General features: G+C 68.1%; 17 protein-coding genes. 10 read left to right on the top strand and 7 right to left on the bottom strand.

Annotated elements, in window-relative coordinates:
• Positions 1-231 precede the first annotated feature (231 nt).
• Both recG and ligA read right to left on the bottom strand, forming a co-directional pair.
• On the bottom strand, positions 232-2,319 hold the full coding sequence (gene recG, locus BLQ14_RS13715) for an ATP-dependent DNA helicase RecG (RefSeq protein ID WP_092501144.1): 2,088 nt from the start codon (positions 2,317-2,319) through the stop codon (positions 232-234).
• A complete protein-coding gene (gene ligA, locus BLQ14_RS13710) occupies positions 2,319-4,619 on the bottom strand; it encodes an NAD-dependent DNA ligase LigA (protein ID WP_092501143.1) in 2,301 nt (766 codons plus the stop codon). Before ligA ends, recG begins: the two co-directional genes overlap by 1 nt.
• 200 nt (positions 4,620-4,819) lie before the next feature.
• Between ligA and BLQ14_RS15640 the strand changes: the two genes are divergently transcribed.
• A complete protein-coding gene (locus BLQ14_RS15640; protein WP_281220857.1) occupies positions 4,820-4,942 on the top strand; it encodes a hypothetical protein in 123 nt (40 codons plus the stop codon).
• A gap of 175 nt (positions 4,943-5,117) precedes the next feature.
• Here BLQ14_RS15640 and BLQ14_RS13705 read toward each other — a convergent pair whose 3' ends face one another.
• Complete coding sequence (locus BLQ14_RS13705; protein ID WP_092501142.1) at positions 5,118-5,570, bottom strand: iron-sulfur cluster assembly scaffold protein; 453 nt, start codon at positions 5,568-5,570, stop codon at positions 5,118-5,120.
• A gap of 63 nt (positions 5,571-5,633) precedes the next feature.
• Between BLQ14_RS13705 and hisI the strand changes: the two genes are divergently transcribed.
• Complete coding sequence (gene hisI / locus BLQ14_RS13700) at positions 5,634-5,999, top strand: phosphoribosyl-AMP cyclohydrolase (RefSeq protein ID WP_092501141.1); 366 nt, start codon at positions 5,634-5,636, stop codon at positions 5,997-5,999.
• A gap of 205 nt (positions 6,000-6,204) precedes the next feature.
• On the opposite strand, the gene gluQRS is transcribed toward hisI, so the two are convergent.
• From gluQRS to gyrA, 4 genes are all read right to left on the bottom strand, one after another.
• Positions 6,205-7,098, bottom strand: coding sequence for a tRNA glutamyl-Q(34) synthetase GluQRS (gene gluQRS / locus BLQ14_RS13695; RefSeq protein ID WP_092501140.1), 894 nt, complete (start codon positions 7,096-7,098; stop codon positions 6,205-6,207).
• Positions 7,079-8,431 carry a methylenetetrahydrofolate--tRNA-(uracil(54)-C(5))-methyltransferase (FADH(2)-oxidizing) TrmFO gene (gene trmFO, locus BLQ14_RS13690; protein ID WP_092501139.1) on the bottom strand — a complete coding sequence of 451 codons (1,353 nt, stop codon included), beginning with the start codon at positions 8,429-8,431 and terminating at the stop codon, positions 7,079-7,081. The genes gluQRS and trmFO overlap by 20 nt, the downstream gene beginning before the upstream one ends.
• 87 nt (positions 8,432-8,518) lie before the next feature.
• Positions 8,519-9,112: a hypothetical protein gene (locus tag BLQ14_RS13685; RefSeq protein WP_092501138.1), complete on the bottom strand. Its 594-nt coding sequence runs from the start codon at positions 9,110-9,112 to the stop codon at positions 8,519-8,521.
• A 128-nt stretch (positions 9,113-9,240) separates the two neighbouring features.
• Entirely contained in the window at positions 9,241-11,898 is a 2,658-nt protein-coding gene (gyrA, locus tag BLQ14_RS13680; RefSeq protein WP_425412114.1) for a DNA gyrase subunit A, read from the bottom strand.
• 313 nt (positions 11,899-12,211) lie between these two features.
• Here gyrA and BLQ14_RS13675 point away from each other — a divergent pair, with 313 nt between their 5' ends.
• The 8 genes from BLQ14_RS13675 to BLQ14_RS13640 form a co-directional block, all read left to right on the top strand.
• Positions 12,212-12,484, top strand: a complete 273-nt coding sequence (locus BLQ14_RS13675) for an usg protein (RefSeq protein ID WP_092501137.1) — start codon at positions 12,212-12,214, stop codon at positions 12,482-12,484.
• Positions 12,485-12,771: 287 nt separating this feature from the next.
• Positions 12,772-15,636, top strand: a complete 2,865-nt coding sequence (locus BLQ14_RS13670; RefSeq protein ID WP_092501136.1) for a monovalent cation/H+ antiporter subunit A — start codon at positions 12,772-12,774, stop codon at positions 15,634-15,636.
• Position 15,637: 1 nt separating this feature from the next.
• A complete protein-coding gene (locus tag BLQ14_RS13665) occupies positions 15,638-16,066 on the top strand; it encodes a Na+/H+ antiporter subunit C (RefSeq protein ID WP_092501135.1) in 429 nt (142 codons plus the stop codon).
• On the top strand, positions 16,063-17,601 hold the full coding sequence (locus BLQ14_RS13660; RefSeq protein WP_092501134.1) for a monovalent cation/H+ antiporter subunit D: 1,539 nt from the start codon (positions 16,063-16,065) through the stop codon (positions 17,599-17,601). The genes BLQ14_RS13665 and BLQ14_RS13660 overlap by 4 nt, the downstream gene beginning before the upstream one ends.
• Before the next feature lie 4 nt (positions 17,602-17,605).
• Complete coding sequence (locus BLQ14_RS13655) at positions 17,606-18,097, top strand: Na+/H+ antiporter subunit E (protein ID WP_092501133.1); 492 nt, start codon at positions 17,606-17,608, stop codon at positions 18,095-18,097.
• Positions 18,094-18,363 carry a K+/H+ antiporter subunit F gene (locus tag BLQ14_RS13650; RefSeq protein ID WP_092501132.1) on the top strand — a complete coding sequence of 90 codons (270 nt, stop codon included), beginning with the start codon at positions 18,094-18,096 and terminating at the stop codon, positions 18,361-18,363. Before BLQ14_RS13655 ends, BLQ14_RS13650 begins: the two co-directional genes overlap by 4 nt.
• A 10-nt stretch (positions 18,364-18,373) precedes the next feature.
• The gene (locus tag BLQ14_RS13645; RefSeq protein ID WP_092501131.1) at positions 18,374-18,751 is read left to right on the top strand and encodes a Na+/H+ antiporter subunit G; all 378 of its coding nucleotides are present in this window, start codon (positions 18,374-18,376) and stop codon (positions 18,749-18,751) included.
• Positions 18,752-18,820: 69 nt separating this feature from the next.
• Positions 18,821-19,082: IS5 family transposase (locus BLQ14_RS13640; protein WP_143004502.1), on the top strand; the 262-nt coding region annotated here is incomplete at its 3' end.

Genomic DNA, 19,082 nt, shown 5'->3' with positions numbered 1-19,082 from the left:
ATGCGGGAGCTGAGCCCGCGCGACATGTGCAGCGCGCACCACTGCGCGTTTCCCCATCCAGGACCCCATCCACGAGGCGTGTCGGGAGGCGTGTCAGGGCGCGTATCCGGGGGGCGTGCCCGGGAGACGTGGCGGGGGGCGTGCCCGGGAGACGTGGCGGATTTGTGACACGCCGAAGGCCTGCCGAACCGGCGGGAGTGCCTTTTCACCCAGCCCGCCTGCAGGGGGCGGTCAGCCCACCTTGATGAGACGAATGGCCTTTTCCTCCTCCATCAGCCACAGGAGCACGCGCGCGGCCTCGCCGCGTTGGGAGCGCAGCTCGGGGTCTTCGGCGAGAAGCTTGCGCGCGTCCGACTGGGCGAGCGCCATGAGCGCCGCCTGACGCTCGAGGTCAGCGATGCGAAAGCGCGGCAGGCCTGACTGCGCCGTGCCGATCACGTCGCCCGCACCGCGCATGGCCAGATCCTCCTCGGCGATGCGGAAGCCGTCTTCCGTTTCGCGCAGGATCTCGAGGCGCCTGCGGGCCGAATCGGTCAAGGGCGGGTGATACATCAGCAGGCAGGTGGATTGCGCCGATCCGCGCCCGACGCGGCCGCGCAGCTGATGGAGCTGGGCAAGCCCGAAACGCTCGGCATGCTCGATGACCATGATCGTGGCGTTGGGCACGTCCACGCCGACCTCGATCACCGTGGTTGCGACCAGAACCCGCGTTCGCCCGGCCTCGAAATCGGCCATGGCGGCATCCTTCTCGGCGGGGGGCATCTGCCCGTGCACGAGGCCCACGACACCCTCGCCAAGCGCCGCGCGCAAGGCGCGGAAGCGTTCCTCGGCGGCCGTGGCCTCGAGCGTCTCCGACTCCTCGACGAGCGGGCACACCCAGTAGGCCTGCCGCCCCTGCGCCACCGCCTCGCGCAGATGCGCAACGACCTCCTCGTAGCGGGCCGAGGAGACCAGCGCCGTCTTGACCGGCTTGCGCCCCGGCGGCTTCTCGTCGAGAAGCGAGACATCCATGTCGCCGTAATGGGCAAGCGCGAGGCTGCGGGGGATGGGCGTGGCTGTCATCACCAGCATGTCGGCCGCCCGCCCCTTGGCGCCAAGCTCCATGCGCTGGGCAACGCCGAAGCGGTGCTGCTCGTCGACGACCGCAAGCCGCAGGTCGCGAAACGTCACCTCCTTCTGGAAGAGCGCATGGGTGCCGACGAGAATGTCGATCTCGCCGGCGGCGAGGCGCTCCAGCTTGGCCGCCCGCTCCGCGCCCTTGTCCCGGCCGGTGAGGATCTCCACCCGCACGCCCGCGGCCTCCGCAAGCGGGCGCATCGCGGCGAGGTGCTGGCGGGCGAGGATCTCGGTCGGCGCCATCAGCGCGCCCTGACCACCCGCCTCGACCGCGATGAGCAGCGCGAGGAAGGCAACCAGCGTCTTGCCCGCGCCCACATCGCCCTGCAGGAGCCGGTTCATCCGCTCCGGCCGGGCCATGTCGGCGGCGATCTCCTCCACCGCGCGCAGCTGGGCGCGGGTGGGCGTGTAGGGCAGGGCGGCGAGCACCTTCGCCCGGAGCCGCCCGTCGCCCTGCGTCACCCGCCCTTTGGCGCGCCGCAGATGAAGCCGGGCAAGCGCGAGCGTGAGCTGATGGGCAAAGAGCTCGTCATAGGCGAGGCGCTGGCGGGCGGGCGCGTCGCGCTCGAGCTCGTGAGGCGTCAGCGGATGATGCGCCTCGGCCAGCGCCTCGTGCCAGCGCGGCCATGCCTCGCGGGCGCGCAGGGAGGGGTCGATCCACTCGTCGAGCTCGGGCACACGCTTGAGAGCCTCGGCCACCACCCGTGCCATGGTTTTCTGGGAAAGCCCCTGGGTGAGCGGATAGACCGGCTCGAAACCGGGGATGTCATCGGCCGCCTCGGGCGGGACGATGTAGTCGGGATGGGGCATCTGCACCATCCCGTCGAAGAGTTCCGCCCGCCCCGAGACGACGCGCCGCGCGCCGACGGGAAGCTGTGCGCGGATCCAGTCCTCGCGCGGGTGGAAGAAGACGAGCTGGAAGGAAAGCGCGCGGTCACGCACCTCCACCCGCCAGGGCCGGCCCTTGGCGCGCGGCGGCAGATGGCGCATGACCTCCACCTCCACCACCACCGTGGCCGGCAGCGCCGCGCCCTGCACCGTGGCCATGCGGCGCCGCTCGATGCCCGAGTGCGGCAGCGTGAAGATAAGGTCACGCGGCCGGGTGATGCCCATCTGCGCGAGGAGCTTGGCGATGCGGGGGCCGACGCCGGGCAGCGTCTCCACCTCCGCGAACAGCGGGTAGAGGATGGGCGGCCGGCCCATCACGCCTCGCCGATCAGCTTCAGCCACTCCTGCTCGTCGATCACCTGCACGCCGAGCTGCGTGGCCTTGGCGAGCTTTGATCCGGCACCGGGCCCCGCGACCACCAGATCGGTCTTCGCCGAGACACTGCTCGAAACCTTCGCCCCCAACGCCTCGGCCCGCGCCTTGGCCTCGGCCCGGGTCATGTGCTCGAGCGTGCCGGTGAACACGATCGTCTTGCCGGCGATGGGGCTGCCCTCGACGGCGGGCGCCTCGACCGGCTCGATCTCTTCAAGCTGGGCGATGAGCCGATCGATCACCGCGCGTTCGGCGGGCTGGTGGAAGGCGGTGACGAGGCTTCTGGCCATCACCTCGCCGACCCCGTCGATGGCCAGAAGTTCCTCCCACGCGGGCCCCTCCCGAGGCGCGGCGGCGTCCATCGCGGCAATGAAATTCTCCCAACTATTGTAGTGCCGGGCCAGCGTGGCGGCGGCGACCTCGCCCACATGGCGGATGCCGAGTGCGAAAATCAGCCGGTCGAGCGGGATGCGCCGGCGCGCCTCGATGGCCGCGAAAAGCCGCGAGGCGCTGCGCTCGCCCCAGCCGTATTGCCGGGCGAGCGGGGTGCGGCTGCGCGCCTCGAAGGCCTCGGTGATCGCCTCGTCGGAAGGATGCTCAAGGCGCAGATGCTCGGCCAGCCGCCGGCGCATCTCGTGGCGCCGGTCCTCGTCATGGAGCGCGGCCAGCGCCTCGCGCCAGTCAAGGAGCGCCTTGCGCCCGGCCGCGTCGCGCGCGCGCAGGGTGAAGATGTCGGCAGGCTCCCGGATCCAGCAGAGAAGATAGAACTCCTCCACCTGCTTCTCGCCGAGCCCCTCGATGTCGAAGGCGGGCCGGGAGACGAAATGCCGGAGCTTTTCCACCACCTGCGCCGGGCAGCCGAGCCCGCCTGTGCAGCGGCGCACCGCATCCCCCGGCTCGCGCACCGCCTCCGAGCCGCATTCGGGGCAGCGGGTGGGAAAGACGAAAGGCTTCGAATCCGGCGGGCGGCGGGAGAGGTCGACATCGGCGATCTTCGGGATCACGTCGCCCGCGCGATAGACCTCCACCCAGTCGCCCTCGCGGATGTCCTTGCCGCCGCGGATGGGGTTGCCCTGCGCGTCGCGCCCGGCGATGTAATCCTCGTTGTGGAGCGTGGCGCGCTTGACCACGACGCCGCCCACCGTCACCGGCGTCAGATGCGCCACGGGGCTCAGCGCCCCGGTGCGGCCGACCTGGATGACGATCTTCTCAAGCCGCGTCCAGGCCCGCTCGGGCGAGAACTTGTGCGCGATGGCCCAGCGCGGCGTGGTCGAGCGCGCGCCCAGCCGGCGCTGCAGCGCCAGATCGTTGACCTTGTAGACCACCCCGTCGATGTCATAGCCCAGCGTGGCGCGTTGGGCCTCGATCTCGCGGTAATGGGCCAGCGCTTCCTCGATACCGTGGCAGAGCTTGGCCAGCGGGTTGATCGGAAAGCCCAGCGCCGCAAGGCGGCGGTAGGCCTCGATTTGCGTTGGCGCGAGCTCTTCGCTCACTTCTCCCCAGGCGTAGGCGAAAAAGCGCAAGGGTCGCTGGCGCGTCACCTCCGGGTCGAGCTGGCGCAGCGAGCCCGCGGCGGCGTTGCGGGGGTTGGCGAAGAGCTTTTCGCCCGCGGCCTCCTGGCGCGCGTTGAGCGCCTCGAAATCGGCGTGGCTCATGTAGACCTCGCCGCGCACCTCGAGGATCTCCGGCGCACCTTCCAGATGCTGGGGAATGTCGGAGATGGTTCGGGCGTTGGCGGTGACATCCTCACCCGTCACCCCGTCGCCACGGGTGGCGGCGGTGACGAGCTCGCCCCTCTCGTAGCGCAGGGAGATGCCAAGCCCGTCAATCTTGGGCTCGGCGGTGTAGTCGATGACCGTCTCGGGGGGCAGGCCGAGATAGGTCTTCACCGAGCGGTCGAAGTCGCGCACCTCCTCTTCCTCGAAGGCGTTGGCGAGCGAGAGCATCGGCACGCGGTGGCGTATCTTGGCAAAGCCAGAGGCGGGCGGGGCGCCCACACGCTCGGAGGGGCTGTCGGGGCGCTTGAGATCGGGAAAGCGGGCCTCGATGGCGGCATTGCGCCGCTTCAGCGCGTCATATTCGGCGTCCGAGATCTCGGGCGCGTTCTCAAGGTAATAGGCGCGGTCGGCCCGGGCGATGGCGCGGGCGAGCCAGGCAAGCTCCTCCGCCGCCTGGCGGCGCGTGAGCTGCTCCACCGGTACAGACGCCCAGGGCGAGACGCGATATTCGCTTTCGTCGGCCATCAGCTGCCCCCTGACATACCGCTTCGATGTGTAGGGGCTGGCGTGGGGCAGGTCCAGCGGCCAATCGCCGAGGCAGGGCGGGGAATGGCCGGCGCGAATCGGCGCACCGCGAAACGTTCACGAATGTTCTTAAAAAGTTCTTTACAATGTGTGCCGACTGTGAGAACAAATGAGCAACATGAGTGAGGGAGGTCACGGCCATGATCGCCAGATTGAGAGCGCTTTTCCGCGAAAGCCCCGAAACGCTTGCCGGCGACTTTCTGGGCGCGTTCTCGCTCGCGGTGATGCTGGTGGCCTTCCTGCACCTGCCGAGCGCCTTCTGAGAGGAGTTTCTGCCTGCGATCTGTTCCGGCCGGCCCGCGCGCCCTCGTCCCCATCGTGCGCGCTGCACCGCGGGGTCTGCCTCCCCCGCCAGCGAGCCGGCCACGCTCCGACAGTCGCATCACTTCCGCCGCCTCCCCCTCGGGAGCGCGGCGGCTTTTTTTCACTGGGTGAGGATCACGCGCAGGCGGCCTTCTCGGCCTCTTCCATGGCCTCGGCGGTGGCCTCCAGCGCAAGCATGATCGAGGCGTGACGGTTGCGGAAGTCGCGCGCGGGGCGCAGCACCTCAAGCTCCTCGAAGGGGGCGTCGGGCGTGGGGCCGTCCTCCTTGAGCATGGCGCGCAGTTGGTCGCGCGCGCGCTCGATCTCGGCGCGCGTCCGGCCGATGGCGTTCGCCCCGACGATCGATGCCGCCGCCTGACCCAGTGCGCAGGCCTTCACATCCTGCCCGAATTCGGCGATGCGACCCTGATCGTCGAGCACCACATCGACCGTGATCGTTGAGCCGCAGAGCGGCGAGCGGCGTTTCACGCTGGCCTGCGGGGCCTTCAGCCGCTCGGTATGAGGGATGGAGGCGGCAAGCTCGAGGATGCGCCCGGAGTAAAGCTTGATCAGATCGGTGTCGCTCATCTCTTTCCCTCGGCCGGCCTGCCTTCTAGATAGGCCGGGATCTGATCCATGGGAAGACGACAGATGCCCTTCGACCCCGAGACGCTTCGCTATGACGCGCGCGGCCTCATCCCCGCCATCGCCCAGGAGGCGGAGACGGGCGAGGTTCTGATGATGGCGTGGATGAACGCCGAAGCCGTGCGGCGCACGCTCAAGACGGGGCGGGTCACCTACTGGTCGCGCTCGCGCCAGGCCTTCTGGGTGAAGGGGGAGAGCTCGGGCAACGTTCAGGAGCTCGTGGAGATGCGGGTGGATTGCGACCGCGACACGCTTCTGCTTCTCGTGCGCCAAACCGGGCCGGCCTGCCACACGCTGCGGCGTACCTGCTTCTACACCGCGATCCGCGATGGCGAGGAGGTGGTGCTGATGGAGCCTGAAGCTTCGACGTGAGGCGCGTGCCTCGCTCCCGCGGAGGGCCGGACAGTGCATGGCAAGGTTGGAGAAGGTTGCCTGCGGTGGAACTCGCCCACGGGTGGGACGGAGGGCATGCGTCCGCCCGGGTGGGCGCGAATGCGCCCGCCTGGGGGCGGGCGGGCGCATGCCCGGGCCACCATGCGCCCCGGGCAAGGGGCAAGTTCGATCATCTGCGAAGCGCTCAACTGTCAGCCGCTTCCAGCCCCAACATGCGGTGGATGTCCTCGGGCGTTGAGCCCTCCTCGCGGTAGCGGCGGATGGCGCGCGCATCGTCACGCTTGGCAAGCCTGCGGCCCGCTTCGTCGCGAATCAGGCGGTGGTGGTGATAGGCGGGTTCGGGCAGGCCCAGAAGTTCCTGCAAGAGCCGGTGGATGAAGGTGGCGGCGAAGAGATCGGCCCCCCGCACCACCTCGGTGATCCCTTGCGCGGCATCGTCCACCACCACGCTGAGGTGATAGGAGGTGCCGATGTCGCGCCGCGCCAGCACCACATCGCCGATGCCCTCGATGATCTGCGCGGCGCTCATCTCGGACGGCTCCTTCACCACCCCGCCGGTTTCGGTGAAGGCGATGCGCGCGCGCCCCAGCCGCTCGAGCGCGCGGGCCATGTCGAGCCTGAGCGCGTCGCCCGCGCCGGCCTCCTCCAGTGCGCGGCCACGGCAGGTGCCGGGATAGACGAGACCGTCAGGGCCGATCACAGGCGCGCCTTCCTGCGGGGCGGAGAGGGCCGCGCGGATGTCGCCGCGGGTGCAGCGGCAGGGGTAGAGAAGGCCCATCTCCCCCAGCCGCTTCAGCGCGGCGTCATGCGCCGCGCGTCGGTCGGACTGGCGCATCACCGGCTCTTCCCACTCAAGACCGAGCCAGGCGAGATCCTCGTAGATCGCCGCCTCGTATTCGGGCCGGCAGCGGGGGGTGTCGATGTCCTCGATGCGCAGGAGGAATCGCCCGCCGTGCGCGCGCGCGCGCTCCGCCGCGACGAGCGCGGAGTAGGCGTGGCCGAGGTGCAGAAGCCCCGTGGGCGAGGGCGCAAAGCGGGTCGCGTAGGCGGACGCTCCCTCAGGCCGCGGCGAGGGCATTCTCGGCAAGCCAGGCGGTGAAGGCGGCCTTGGCGCGGTCGGTATAGGCGCGGTAGCGCTCGCGCCGGCCCTTGCGCCCACCGCGCGCCTCGATGGGCGGAAAGAGGCCGAAATTCACGTTCATCGGCTGGAAGGTCTTCGCGTCCGCCCCGCCGGTGATGTGGGCCAGAAGCGCGCCGGTGGCCGTCTCCGGCGGGGGCGGGGCGATGGGACGGCCGAGGATCTCCCCCGCGGCCAGCCGTCCGGCGAGAATGCCCATCGCCGCCGATTCAACATAGCCCTCGACCCCGGTGATCTGGCCGGCGAAACGGATGTGCGGCTTCGACTTCAGCCGCATCTCCCGGTCGAGAAGCCTTGGCGAGTTGATGAAGCTGTTGCGGTGAATGCCGCCAAGGCGCGCGAACCGCGCATTCTCAAGGCCGGGAATCATCCGAAAAACATCGACTTGTGCGCCATATTTCATCTTGGTCTGAAAGCCGACCATGTTGTAGAGCGTGCCAAGCGCGTTGTCCTGGCGCAGCTGGACCACGGCATAGGGCTTCTCGCCCGGCTTGTGCGGGTTGGTGAGGCCCACGGGCTTCATCGGCCCGTGGCGCAGCGTCTCGCGCCCGCGCTCGGCCATCACCTCGATCGGCAGGCAGCCGTCGAAATACTGCGCCGTCTCGCCCTCGCGGAACTCGGTCTTCTCGGCCGCGAGAAGCGCGTCGATGAAGGCCTCGTACTGTTCCCGCGTCATCGGGCAGTTGATGTAGGCGCGGCGCTCCTCCTCGGTCTCGCCCTTGTCATATCGCGACTGCGCCCAGGCCACCGTCATGTCGATGGAATCGGCATGGACGATGGGGGCGATCGCATCGAAGAAGGCCAGCGCCTCGGCCCCGGTTTCGGCGGCGATGGCCTCGGCGAGCGCGCCCGAGGTGAGGGGGCCGGTGGCGATGATCCAGTGGCCCGCCTCGGGCAGCGCGGTGATCTCGCCGCGCTCGACGGTGATGAGCGGATGCGCCTCGATGGCGGCGGTGACGGCGTCGGAGAAGCCTTCGCGGTCCACCGCCAGCGCGCCGCCCGCGGGCACCCGGTTGGCGTCAGCCGCACGCATCACCAGGCTTCCGGCCGCGCGCATCTCCCAGTGCAAAAGGCCGACGGCGTTGTTCTCGTCGTCGTCGGAGCGGAAGGAGTTCGAGCAGACCATCTCGGCGAGCTTGCCCGTGCGGTGGGCGAAGGTGCCTTTCTCGGGTCGCATCTCGTGGATAACGACAGGCACGCCGGCACCCGCCGCCGCCCAGGCAGCCTCGACCCCGGCCATGCCGCCGCCGATGATGTGAAGCGTGTCGGACATGATCGCCTAGTTAGGCGCGCGCGCGGGCAATGAAAAGGCCCCGCCGGGGCAGGGCGGGGCCTTTCCGGGCACCTTGGGGAGGCGCGCTCAGGCCGCTTCCTCCTCCCAGATGTCGGCAAAGATGTTGGGCGTCTCATCAAGATCGGCGCGGGAAACGCTGGCTGGTCGGCCCGGCCGGGGCAGCCCTCGCGGGGCGCGCTTGAGCGGGAGGGCCCGCCTCGGCGCAATGCGGCGCGGGCGGATCGGTCCCTCCGGGCGACGGCGGCGGCGCGGGCTTTCGGGGGCGTCGACGGCGATGAGCACCATGCCCGCGAAAAGGGCGAGTGCGCCCGGGATCGCGCTAGCCTGTGCCTCGACGCGCCCATGGGCCTGCAGCCCGGCCGACCAGATCACGAACACCGCGAGATAAAGCGCCGCGGGCCGCGTCGCCGCGCCGAACAGCACCAGCGTCGCGGCAACGATGACCGATCCTTCGAGAAGCCGGCGCGCCGGCTCGCCGATGGCATAGCCATCGAAGAGCATGCGAATCACGGGGTCGCTGACCAGTCCCGTGGCCGAAAGAAGGAAGTAGAGCGCCAGCGATACCCGCGCGATGGTGAGCGCCACTTGCACGCGCGGCCCGGCGAGTAGCCCCGAGGGGCGCCCGGTGTTGACTGCCTTCCGCTGTTGACGTTCGCCCATGACACCTCTCCCGCAACGCCTTCTGCATCACGTTCAGGTGGCAGAGAAGCCCGCGAAACCGCCGACTTCGGGGCCGGATTGTGGCAGAGCGGTGAAACGTCTTGCGCCCTGCCGCCCGCCGTCGTGCTTCAGGTGTCGCTCCGTGGCGCCTCCCGCTCCTCCTCGTCTTCGCCCTCTGCGATCCAGGCCACCGACACGACCTCTTCTCCCGGCTGGATGTCGAGCACCTTGACTCCGCCAGCGGCGCGCGAGCGGAAGGGGATCTCCGCGACGGGCACGCGAATCGACTGGCCCGCGCTGGTCACCAGCATGATCTGGTCATCAATCTCCACCGGGAAGCTCGCCACCAGCCGCCCGCCGCGCATCGCCTTGTCGCAGGCCATCACGCCCTGACCGCCCCGGCCGCGCACCGGATAGTCGTGCGAAGAGGACAACTTGCCCATGCCGCGCGCGGTGATGGTGAGAATGAGCTCCTCGGCCGCCGACATCTCGGCATAGCGTTCGGGGCTGAACTCGATGCCGGCGGGCATATCGAGCTCGTCCTCGTCGGCCTCGGGCTCCTCGGTCATCCCGGCCACGGCCCGGCGCATCTTCAGATAGGCGGCGCGCTCCTCGGGCGTGGCCTCGAAGTGGCGCAGGATCGCCATCGACACCACCTCGTCGCCCGGCGCGAGGCGGATGCCGCGCACGCCGGTCGATTCGCGCCCCTTGAAGACGCGCACCTCGGTGGTGGGGAAGCGGATCGCCCGGCCCATCGCGGTGACCAAGAGCACGTCGTCGTCCTCGGTACAGATGCGCGCGTTGACGAGCCGCACGCCCTCGGGCAGGCGCATGGCGATCTTGCCGTTGGACTTGACGTTGACGAAGTCCGAGAGCGCGTTGCGCCGCACGTCGCCCGCAGAGGTGGCGAACATGATCTGCAGCTGGTCCCACTCCTCCTCGGGGCGGTCCACGGGCATGATCGCGGCGATGGAGACGCCCTGCGGGATCGGCAGGATGTTGACGATCGCCTTGCCGCGGGCGTTGCGCGCGGCCAGCGGCAGCCGCCAGGTCTTGAGCTTGTAGACCATCCCGTCGGTGGTGAAGAAGAGAAGCTGGTCGTGGGTGTTGGCCACGAAGAGGCGGGTGACGGCGTCATCCTCCTTGGTGGCCATGCCGGTGAGCCCCTTGCCGCCGCGCCTCTGGGCGCGGAACTCGGCGAGCGGCGTGCGCTTGATGTAGCCCGACTGGGTGACGGTGACGACCATCTCCTCGCGCTCGATCAGGTCCTCGTCGTCAAGGTCCCCCTCCCAGTCGACGATTTCGGTGCGACGGGGCACGGCGAATTCCGCGCGCACCTCCCTGAGCTCCTCGGCGATGATGGCGCGGATGCGCTCGCGCGAGCGCAGGATGTCGAGGTAGTCGCGGATCTTCGCGGCCAGGTCCTCAAGCTCGTCGGTCACCTCCTTCACCCCGATCTGCGTGAGCCGCTGCAGCCGCAGGTCGAGAATGGCACGCGCCTGCGTCTCGGACAGGTTGTAGGTGCCGTCCTCGTTCATCTTGTGGGTGGGGTCGTCGATGAGCCGGATGTAGTCGGCGATCTCGGCGGCGGGCCAGCGCCGCTCCATCAGCCGCGCCCGCGCCTCGGCGGCATCGGCGGAGGCGCGGATCGTCGCCACCACCTCGTCCACGTTGGAGACGGCCACCGCAAGACCGCACAGCACATGGCTGCGCTCGCGCGCGCGTCTGAGGTCATAGGCCGTGCGCCGTGTCACAACTTCCTCGCGGAAGTCGATGAAATACTGCAGGAAATCCCGCAAGCTCAACTGCTCTGGCCGGCCGCCGTTGAGCGCCAGCATGTTGCAGCCGAAGCTCGTCTGCAGCGGCGTGAAGCGCCAGAGCTGGTTGAGCACCACCTCGGGCGTGGCGTCGCGCTTGAGTTCGATCACCACCCGCACGCCGTGGCGGTCGGATTCGTCCTGCACATGGGCGATGCCCTCGATCTTCTTCTCGCGCACGAGATCGGCGATCTTCTCGACGAGTGCGGCCTTGTTGACCTGATAGGGGATCTCGTCGACGACGATGGCGTAGCGGTCCTTGCGCAGTTCCTCGATGTGGGTTCTGGCGCGGATGATGACGCTGCCGCGTCCCTCCAAATAGGCCTTGCGCGCCCCCGAGCGGCCAAGGATCAGCCCACCGGTCGGAAAATCGGGGCCGGGGATGTATTCCATCAGCTGCAGCGAATCGAGATCGGGGTTTTCGATCAGCGCGAGCGTCGCGTCCACCACCTCGCCGAGGTTGTGGGGCGGGATGTTGGTGGCCATGCCCACGGCAATGCCGCCCGCGCCATTGACCAGCATGTTGGGAAAGCGCGCGGGCAGAACCACCGGCTCGCGGTCCTTGCCGTCGTAGTTGGGCTGGAAATCGACGGTGTCCTTCTCGATGTCGGCAAGAAGGGCGGAGGCTGCCTTGGCCATGCGCACCTCGGTGTAGCGCATGGCGGCGGGGTTGTCGCCGTCCATCGAGCCGAAGTTGCCCTGCCCGTCGAGCAGCGGCAGGGACATGGAGAAGTCCTGCGCCATTCGCACCAGCGCGTCGTAGATCGCCGCGTCGCCATGGGGGTGGTATTTCCCCATCACGTCGCCCACGGGGCGGGCAGACTTGCGGTAGGGCTTGTCATGGGTGTTGCCGGTCTCGTGCATCGCATAGAGGATGCGCCGGTGCACCGGCTTCAGCCCGTCGCGCAGGTCGGGAATGGCGCGCGAGACGATCACGCTCATCGCGTAATCGAGATAGCTTGAGCGCATCTCGCGCTCGATGGAGATGACAGGATACTGCGCCCTGTCGCCCGCGCCGCCGCTTTCTTCTTCGTCTTCAGGACGTTCCGGAGTGTCGTTCACGTTGTCTGCCGCCTCTGGCTCGCTCAATATCTAGTTGGGAGGGACTATATCCTCTGGCCCATATGGTGTGCAATGGCGACCGGATCCAGCAGGCGACCGCGCCGCGCCGCCCTCTTGGCAGCAGCATCGGGCAGCCGGTGCTAACAGGCTGTTTTCATTGAAATTTATCCGCGCCGTGACATCATCTCCAAAACGACGAGGCAGCACATGGAGGCAATCGATGGCGGAAATGTCGGAAACCGAGCTGTTGCTGAAGGGCTATGGGCTGACGACGGCGGAGATGTTCTATCATCTGCCCGACTACCCGCACGTCCTCAACAGCTTCGTCTGGCAGGACTACGACCTGGCGCCGGACCATCCTCGCCTGTTCCGCTTCATCGAATTCTGGCAGAAGGAAATCGAGGGGCCCCTGCATTCGGTCCGCTTCACTCATCGCAAGCTGATCGCACCCGGCGAGTGGCGCAACGTGACCGGCGAGTTCATCCTGCACTGAGCCGCTCGCGCTGAACGGCGAGAGCAGGCGGCGTCCGGCGCGGCGGGGCGTCGCCGTCCCGCCGGCACGGCCCGCCGCGCGGCCGGGTCCGTGCGTCGGCGCGCGGCGCGCCCACAGGCATAGGCCAAGCGGTCATGCCTGCCGACCTCGCCGCCGGCGCGATGCCATCAGGACTTGGCCGCGCGCGCCTGAGCATTTAAATACGGCCACGGCCGGCCACGGGCTGCAACGGCACGGCCCGCGCACCCGGTTTCGGGGCGCGATGCGCAGGGCGAACGGGGGCAGGCTTGCATTCGACGTTTCTCTTCCTGATCGCGGCGCTACCGTTTCTCGGCGCGCTGATTCCCGGGGTGACGATTCGCGCGGGCCGCACCGTCTGCGCCGCCTTCGCGCTGGCGCCAACGTTGCTTGCACTCGTGCTTCTGGGCCTGCTGGCACCCTCGGTGCTCGCGGGCGAGGTGATTACGGCACGCATCGAGTGGCTTCCCGCGCTCGGCCTCGACGCCAGCCTCATGCTTGACGGGCTCGGCCTGCTCTTTGCGGGAATGATCCTCGGTGTCGGCGCGCTGATCATCATCTACGCGCGCTTCTATCTGTCCGGCGACGATCCGGTCGGGCGGTTCTACACCTACCTGCTTCTGTTCCAGGGCGCGATGCTGGGCATCGTGCTCTCCGACAACATCCTGCTGATGCTGATCTTCTGGGAGCTGACCTCGCTCTCCTCCTTCCTGCTCATCGGCTACTGGACGCATCTGCCCGAGGGCCGGCAAGGCGCGCGCATGGCGCTGACCGTGACCGGCCTGGGGGGGCTGGCCCTGCTCGCCGGGGGCCTGTTGCTCGGCGACATCGCGGGCAGCTACGAGCTGAGCGTGATTCTCACGCGGGGCGAGGAGATACGCTCCTCGGCGCTCTATCTGCCGGCGCTGCTGCTGATCCTTCTCGGTGCGTTCACGAAGTCGGCGCAATTTCCGTTTCACTTCTGGTTGCCGCACGCGATGGCGGCGCCTACGCCGGTCTCGGCCTACCTGCATTCGGCCACGATGGTGAAGGCGGGCGTCTTTCTTCTGGCGCGCCTCTGGCCGGTGCTGTCCGGCACGCCGGAGTGGTTCTACATCGTCGCGACAACCGGGCTCGTCACCATGGTCGTCGGCGCGGTGATCGCGCTGTTCAAGAACGACCTCAAGGCACTGCTCGCCTACTCGACGGTCAGCCACCTGGGCCTTCTGACCTTTCTCCTTGGCCTCGGCACGCCCTTCGCCGCCGTTGTCGCGGTCTTTCACATCATCAACCACCTGACCTTCAAGGCCGCCCTGTTCATGGTTGCCGGCATCGTGGACCACGAGACGGGCACGCGCGACATCAGCCGGCTCGGGGGGCTTGCGCGGCTGATGCCGGTTACGGCGCTGATCGCCCTCGTCGCCGCGCTGTCGATGGCCGGGCTGCCGCCCTTCAACGGCTTCATCTCAAAGGAGATGACGCTTGATGCGGCCGCGCACGCCGCATGGCAGGGCAACGGGTGGATCATCCCGGCGCTGACAACGGTGGCGGCGGTGTTTTCGGTGGCCTATTCGCTGCGCCTGTTCGTCCACGTCTTTCTGGGCCCGGTGCGCGAGGACTACCCGCGCAGGCCGCATGATCCCGTTCCGGGCATGTGGGCGGGCCCCGCGCTCCTGGCCCTTCTCGTTGTGCTGATCGGGCTCATGCCAAGCGCGCTCGTCGGCGACCTCGTCGCCATTGCCGGTGGCGCGGTTGTCAAGGGCGCGTTGCCCTACTACTCGCTAAAGCTTTGGCACGGCGTCAATCCGGCGCTTGTGCTGTCGGTGATCGCGGTGATCGGCGGGGTCATTCTCCTGTGGCAGCACGGGCCGCTGCTGCGCGCATGGGCGGCCGCGCGCCGGCCCGAGGCGAAGGCCATCTTTGATGCGACCGTCGCGGCGTGCGTCGCCGGCGCCGACAGGGTGACGCGCGCGCTGCATGGCGGCGCGATCAGCACCTACCTGGCCTGGTTCGCCGCCTTCGCGCTCGTGCTGGGCGTGCTGGCGTGGGCCGGTGGCGCGCATGTGCCGGGCAGCCGGCCGCCGCTTCCCATTCCGCCGACGGTGGCCGCGGGCTTCGTGCTGCTGATCGTGGCCACGCTCGGCGTGATCTCCGTTCATCGCACGCGCTTTCTCGCCCTCATCATGATCGGCGTGATCGGGCTGACGGTCTCGGCCGGTTTCGTGTATCTGTCGGCGCCCGATCTGGCCCTGACCCAGATCTCGGTCGAGACCGTGACCACCCTGCTCCTGCTGCTGGCGCTGAACTTCCTCCCGCGGCACACGCCCGCCGAAAGCAGCCCGGCGCAGCGCCTGCGGGACGCGGGCATCGCCGTCTGTGCCGGGATCGGGGTCGCGGCGCTCGCCTATGCGTTCCTGACCCGCGACTTCAGCTCGATCTCGGAGTATCACCTTGCCAATTCCAAGACCGGTGGCGGCGGGACCAACGTCGTGAACGTGATCCTCGTCGACTTCCGCGGATACGACACCTATGGCGAGATCATCGTTCTCGGGATTGCCGGGTTGACGATCTATGCGCTGCTGATGTCGCTTCTCTCCGGCGCGGCGGGGCGGAGGCTGCGCAACTGGCGCGACACGACGCCGCGCAGCCGCGACCGGCACCCGATGATGATGGTGGTCGCGACGCGGGTGATGATGCCGATCGCGATCATGGTGGGCGTCTACCTGTTTCTGCGCGGCCACAACCAGCCCGGCGGCGGGTTCGTGGCTGGCCTCGTCGTCGCCATCGCCTTCCTCATGCAGTACATGGCTTCGGGCTTTCTGTGGGCGCAGGAGCGGCAGCGCATCGAATATCACGCGCTCATCGGCACCGGCGTGGTCATCGCCGGTGCGGCGGGAGTGGGATCATGGCTGGCCGGTCGTCCCTTCCTGACCTCAAGCTACGGATACTTCACCATCCCGCCCATCGAGGAATTCGAACTTGCCACCGCCATGATCTTCGACCTTGGCGTGTTCCTGACCGTTCTCGGTGCGGTGATGCTGATGCTCTACAGCCTGTCGCGCATGGCCCGCGTCGCCGGCGAGACGATCAACATCGAGCCGATGGACGTTGACCCGTCGCGGCGCGCGGCGGACGGCGAGAAGGAAGAGAGCTGACATGGAACTCATCGTTGCAAGCTCCATCGGCGTGCTGACCGCGGGCGGGGTGTATCTGCTGCTCCGGCTGCGGTCGTTTCCGGTGATCCTCGGGCTTGCGCTGCTCAGCTACGCGGTGAACATCTTCGTCTTCTCGTCGGGTCGGCTGGCCACGGGCCTTCCGCCGATTCTCGCGAAATCGGCCCCGGGCTACACCGACCCGCTTCCCCAGGCGCTGGTGCTGACCGCCATCGTGATCTCGTTCGGGATGACGGCGGTTCTGGTGATGCTCTCGCTCGGAGCCTATCTCGAGGCCGACGACGACCGCGTGAACATGCCTTCCGATGAAGGCGCCAACCCGGAGCCGGCAGGCAGCCCGGCCCCTGGTCCGGAGGGGCGCGCGGAGGCGGGACCGGACCGCGCACCGGGCCGGGTGGAGGAGCGGCAATGAACCACTGGATCATCGTTCCGGTCGTGCTGCCGGCGCTGCTGGCACCGCTCATCGCCTTTGTCATGCGCCATGACATCGTGCTGGCGCGCAGCTTCTCCACGGCCGGCACCGCGGCGCTCGCGGCGGTTGCGGTTGGGTTGACCCTGATGGCTGCGGGCGGGCAGACCCATGTCTACGAGCTCGGCAACTGGCCCGCGCCGTTCGGCATCGTGCTTGTGCTCGACCGGCTCTCGGCAATGATGGTGCTGCTGACCGCGGTGCTCGGGATGATCGTGCTGGCCTACGCCATCGGCACCGGCTGGGACAGGCGCGGGCAGCACTTTCATGCCCTGTTCCAGTTCCAGCTGATGGGTATCTGCGGCGCCTTCGTGACCGGCGACATCTTCAACCTGTTCGTGTTCTTCGAGGTTCTGCTCATCGCCTCCTACGGGCTCATGATCCATGGCGGGGGCAAGGACAGGCTGCGCGCCGGCCTGCAGTATGTCATCATGAACCTCGCCGGCTCGACTCTGTTCCTCTTCGCCCTCGGCACGATCTATGCGACGACCGGCACGCTCAACATCGCCGACCTTGCCCAACGCGTGCAGGAGATACCGGCCGAGGATTCGGCGCTGGTCCGGGTTGCGGCGGTGCTGCTGATGGTGGTCTTCGCGGTGAAGGCCGCGCTGTTTCCCGTGCAGTTCTGGCTGCCGGGGACCTATTCCAACGCCCCCGCACCGGTTGCGGCGCTCTTCGCCATCATGACGAAGGTCGGCGCCTATGCGGTCCTGCGCGTCTACGCCATCGTCTTCCCGCCCGAGACCGCCGCGACGGGAGCGCTGCCGGCCGGCACCCTGATGGTCATGGCGCTCGTCACGCTGGCGGTCGGGGCGCTCGGCGTGCTTGGCGCGCGCCGGCTTCTGCCTCTGGTCTCGTTCTCGGTGCTCGGCTCGATGGGCACGCTGTTCATCGCGCTTGCGGGTTTTGCGCCCGAAACCACGGTTGCGGCCCTCTTCTACCTTGTCCATTCCACCTTTGCCGCGGCGGCGCTGTTTCTGGTGGCCGATCTCGTGGTCAGCCAGCGGGGCGAGGCGGCTGATCGCCTTGTCACGGCGCCTCCGGCGGCCCAGAACGGGCTTCTGGCCGCGCTGTTCTTTGCCGGGGCGATTGCCATGACCGGCATGCCTCCCCTTTCGGGCTTCCTCGGCAAGCTTCTGATCCTCGATGCGGTGCGGCCCTCCGATCACGCCGTGCTGCTCTGGACCGCGATCCTGCTGACGTCGCTGCTGACGATCGTGGGCTTTGCGCGGGCCGGGAGCGTGATCTTCTGGAAATCGACGGAGCTTGTCGGCACGGGCGCCGGGGCAGGGGGCGAGGCGCGCCCGAGGGCACCGGGCCTCGCCCTTGCCGCGATCGGTGCGATCATGGCGGCTTTCCTGACACTCACCGTGCTTGCCGGGCCGGCGACCGCGTATCTCGAACAGGCCGCGGCCCAGTTGCACGATCCGGCCGATTACATCGAGGCGGTGCTGAGCCGCGCCGCCGGAGGGAGCTGAACCGATGCTGCGCCGCATCCTCCCGCACCCGCTCCTGACCCTGACGCTCGCGGTCACCTGGCAGCTCCTGGTGAACACGGTGACGGTGGGCAGCGTGGTGCTCGGCCTCGTCCTCGGCCTCATCATTCCGGTCGTCACCGCGCCCTACTGGCCCGATCGGCCACGACTGCGACGCCCCGTGCGCATCATCGAATATGCGGTGGTGGTCATCTGGGACATCATCGTTGCCAATGTCGTGGTGGCCGGCATAATCCTCTTCCGCCGCCTCGACCGGATCAGGACGCACTGGATCGCCGTTCCTCTCGATATCACCACGCCCGAGGCGATCACCGTTCTGGCCGGAACGATCACCATGACCCCCGGAACCGTTTCGGCAATGCTGTCGGCAGACGGTCGCGCCATACTCGTGCATTGCCTCGACACCGGCGACCCGGACGGCGTCCGCGATCAGATCAAGGCCCGGTATGAACGACGGCTGAAGGAGATATTCGAATGATCACGCTTGCGCTTGCCTTCGCCACGGGATGCTTCACGCTGGGGCTCTTGCTGAACCTCTATCGACTCGTGCGCGGTCCGCGCGCCGCGGACAGGATCCTCGCGCTCGACACCATGGTGATCAACGTCATCGCGTTGATCGTCCTCTACGGCATCTGGATCGACAGCCAGACCTTCTTCGAAGTGTCGATGCTGATCGCCATGGTCGGTTTCGTGTCCACCGTCGCCTATTGCCGCTTCATCCTGCGCGGCAACATCATCGAGTAGGAGGGGGCCCATGTCACAGCTTTCCGAAGTCGCGATCTCGGCGCTTCTGGTGATCTCCGGCCTCTTCGGGCTCGTCGGTTCCTGGGGCCTTGTCCGGTTGAGGGACACGTTGCAGCGCCTCCATGCCCCGACCAAGGCGACGACGCTGGGCGTGGGCGGCGCCTTGCTGGCCTCGATGCTCTACTTCGCCCTGACGCATGGACAGGTAAGCTTTCATGAACTGATGATCTCGGTATTCCTGTTCATCACTGCGCCGGTCTCGGCAAATTTCATCGCCAAGACCCACATGCTGCATCATGTGCAACCGGAGGAACTGCCGCCGACGGGGCGGGCGACGGGCTGGGCGGGCTATGAGGCGGCCGGGCAGGGCGAAGGCTCCGGGAACTAGGTCGTGAACCCATAAATGGGATTCCGTTTTTGGCGGTGTGATGATTCACTTCCGGAAACGGAGGTGAGCATGACGGGCAGACACGATGTGAGCGATGCGGAGTGGGCGGTCATCGCGCCGCTGCTTCCGAACAAGCCGCGAGGGGTGGCGCGGGTTGATGACCGGCGGGTGATCTCGGGCATCTTCTACATCCTGAGAACCGGTGCGCCGTGGCGCGACCTGCCGGAGCGCTACGGGCCGCGGACAACGGTTTACAATCGCTACAACAGGTGGGCGAAGGCGGGGGTCTGGCTTCGCATTTTCGAGGCCCTGGCAGAGAAATCCCCAAGTT

The sequence above is a fragment of the Meinhardsimonia xiamenensis genome, assembly GCF_900102905.1.
In the GTDB taxonomy this organism is placed as follows: Bacteria; Pseudomonadota; Alphaproteobacteria; order Rhodobacterales; family Rhodobacteraceae; genus Meinhardsimonia; species Meinhardsimonia xiamenensis.
Note: the sequence above shows the minus strand (reverse complement) of the source record. Positions and strands in the feature narration are given on the sequence as shown.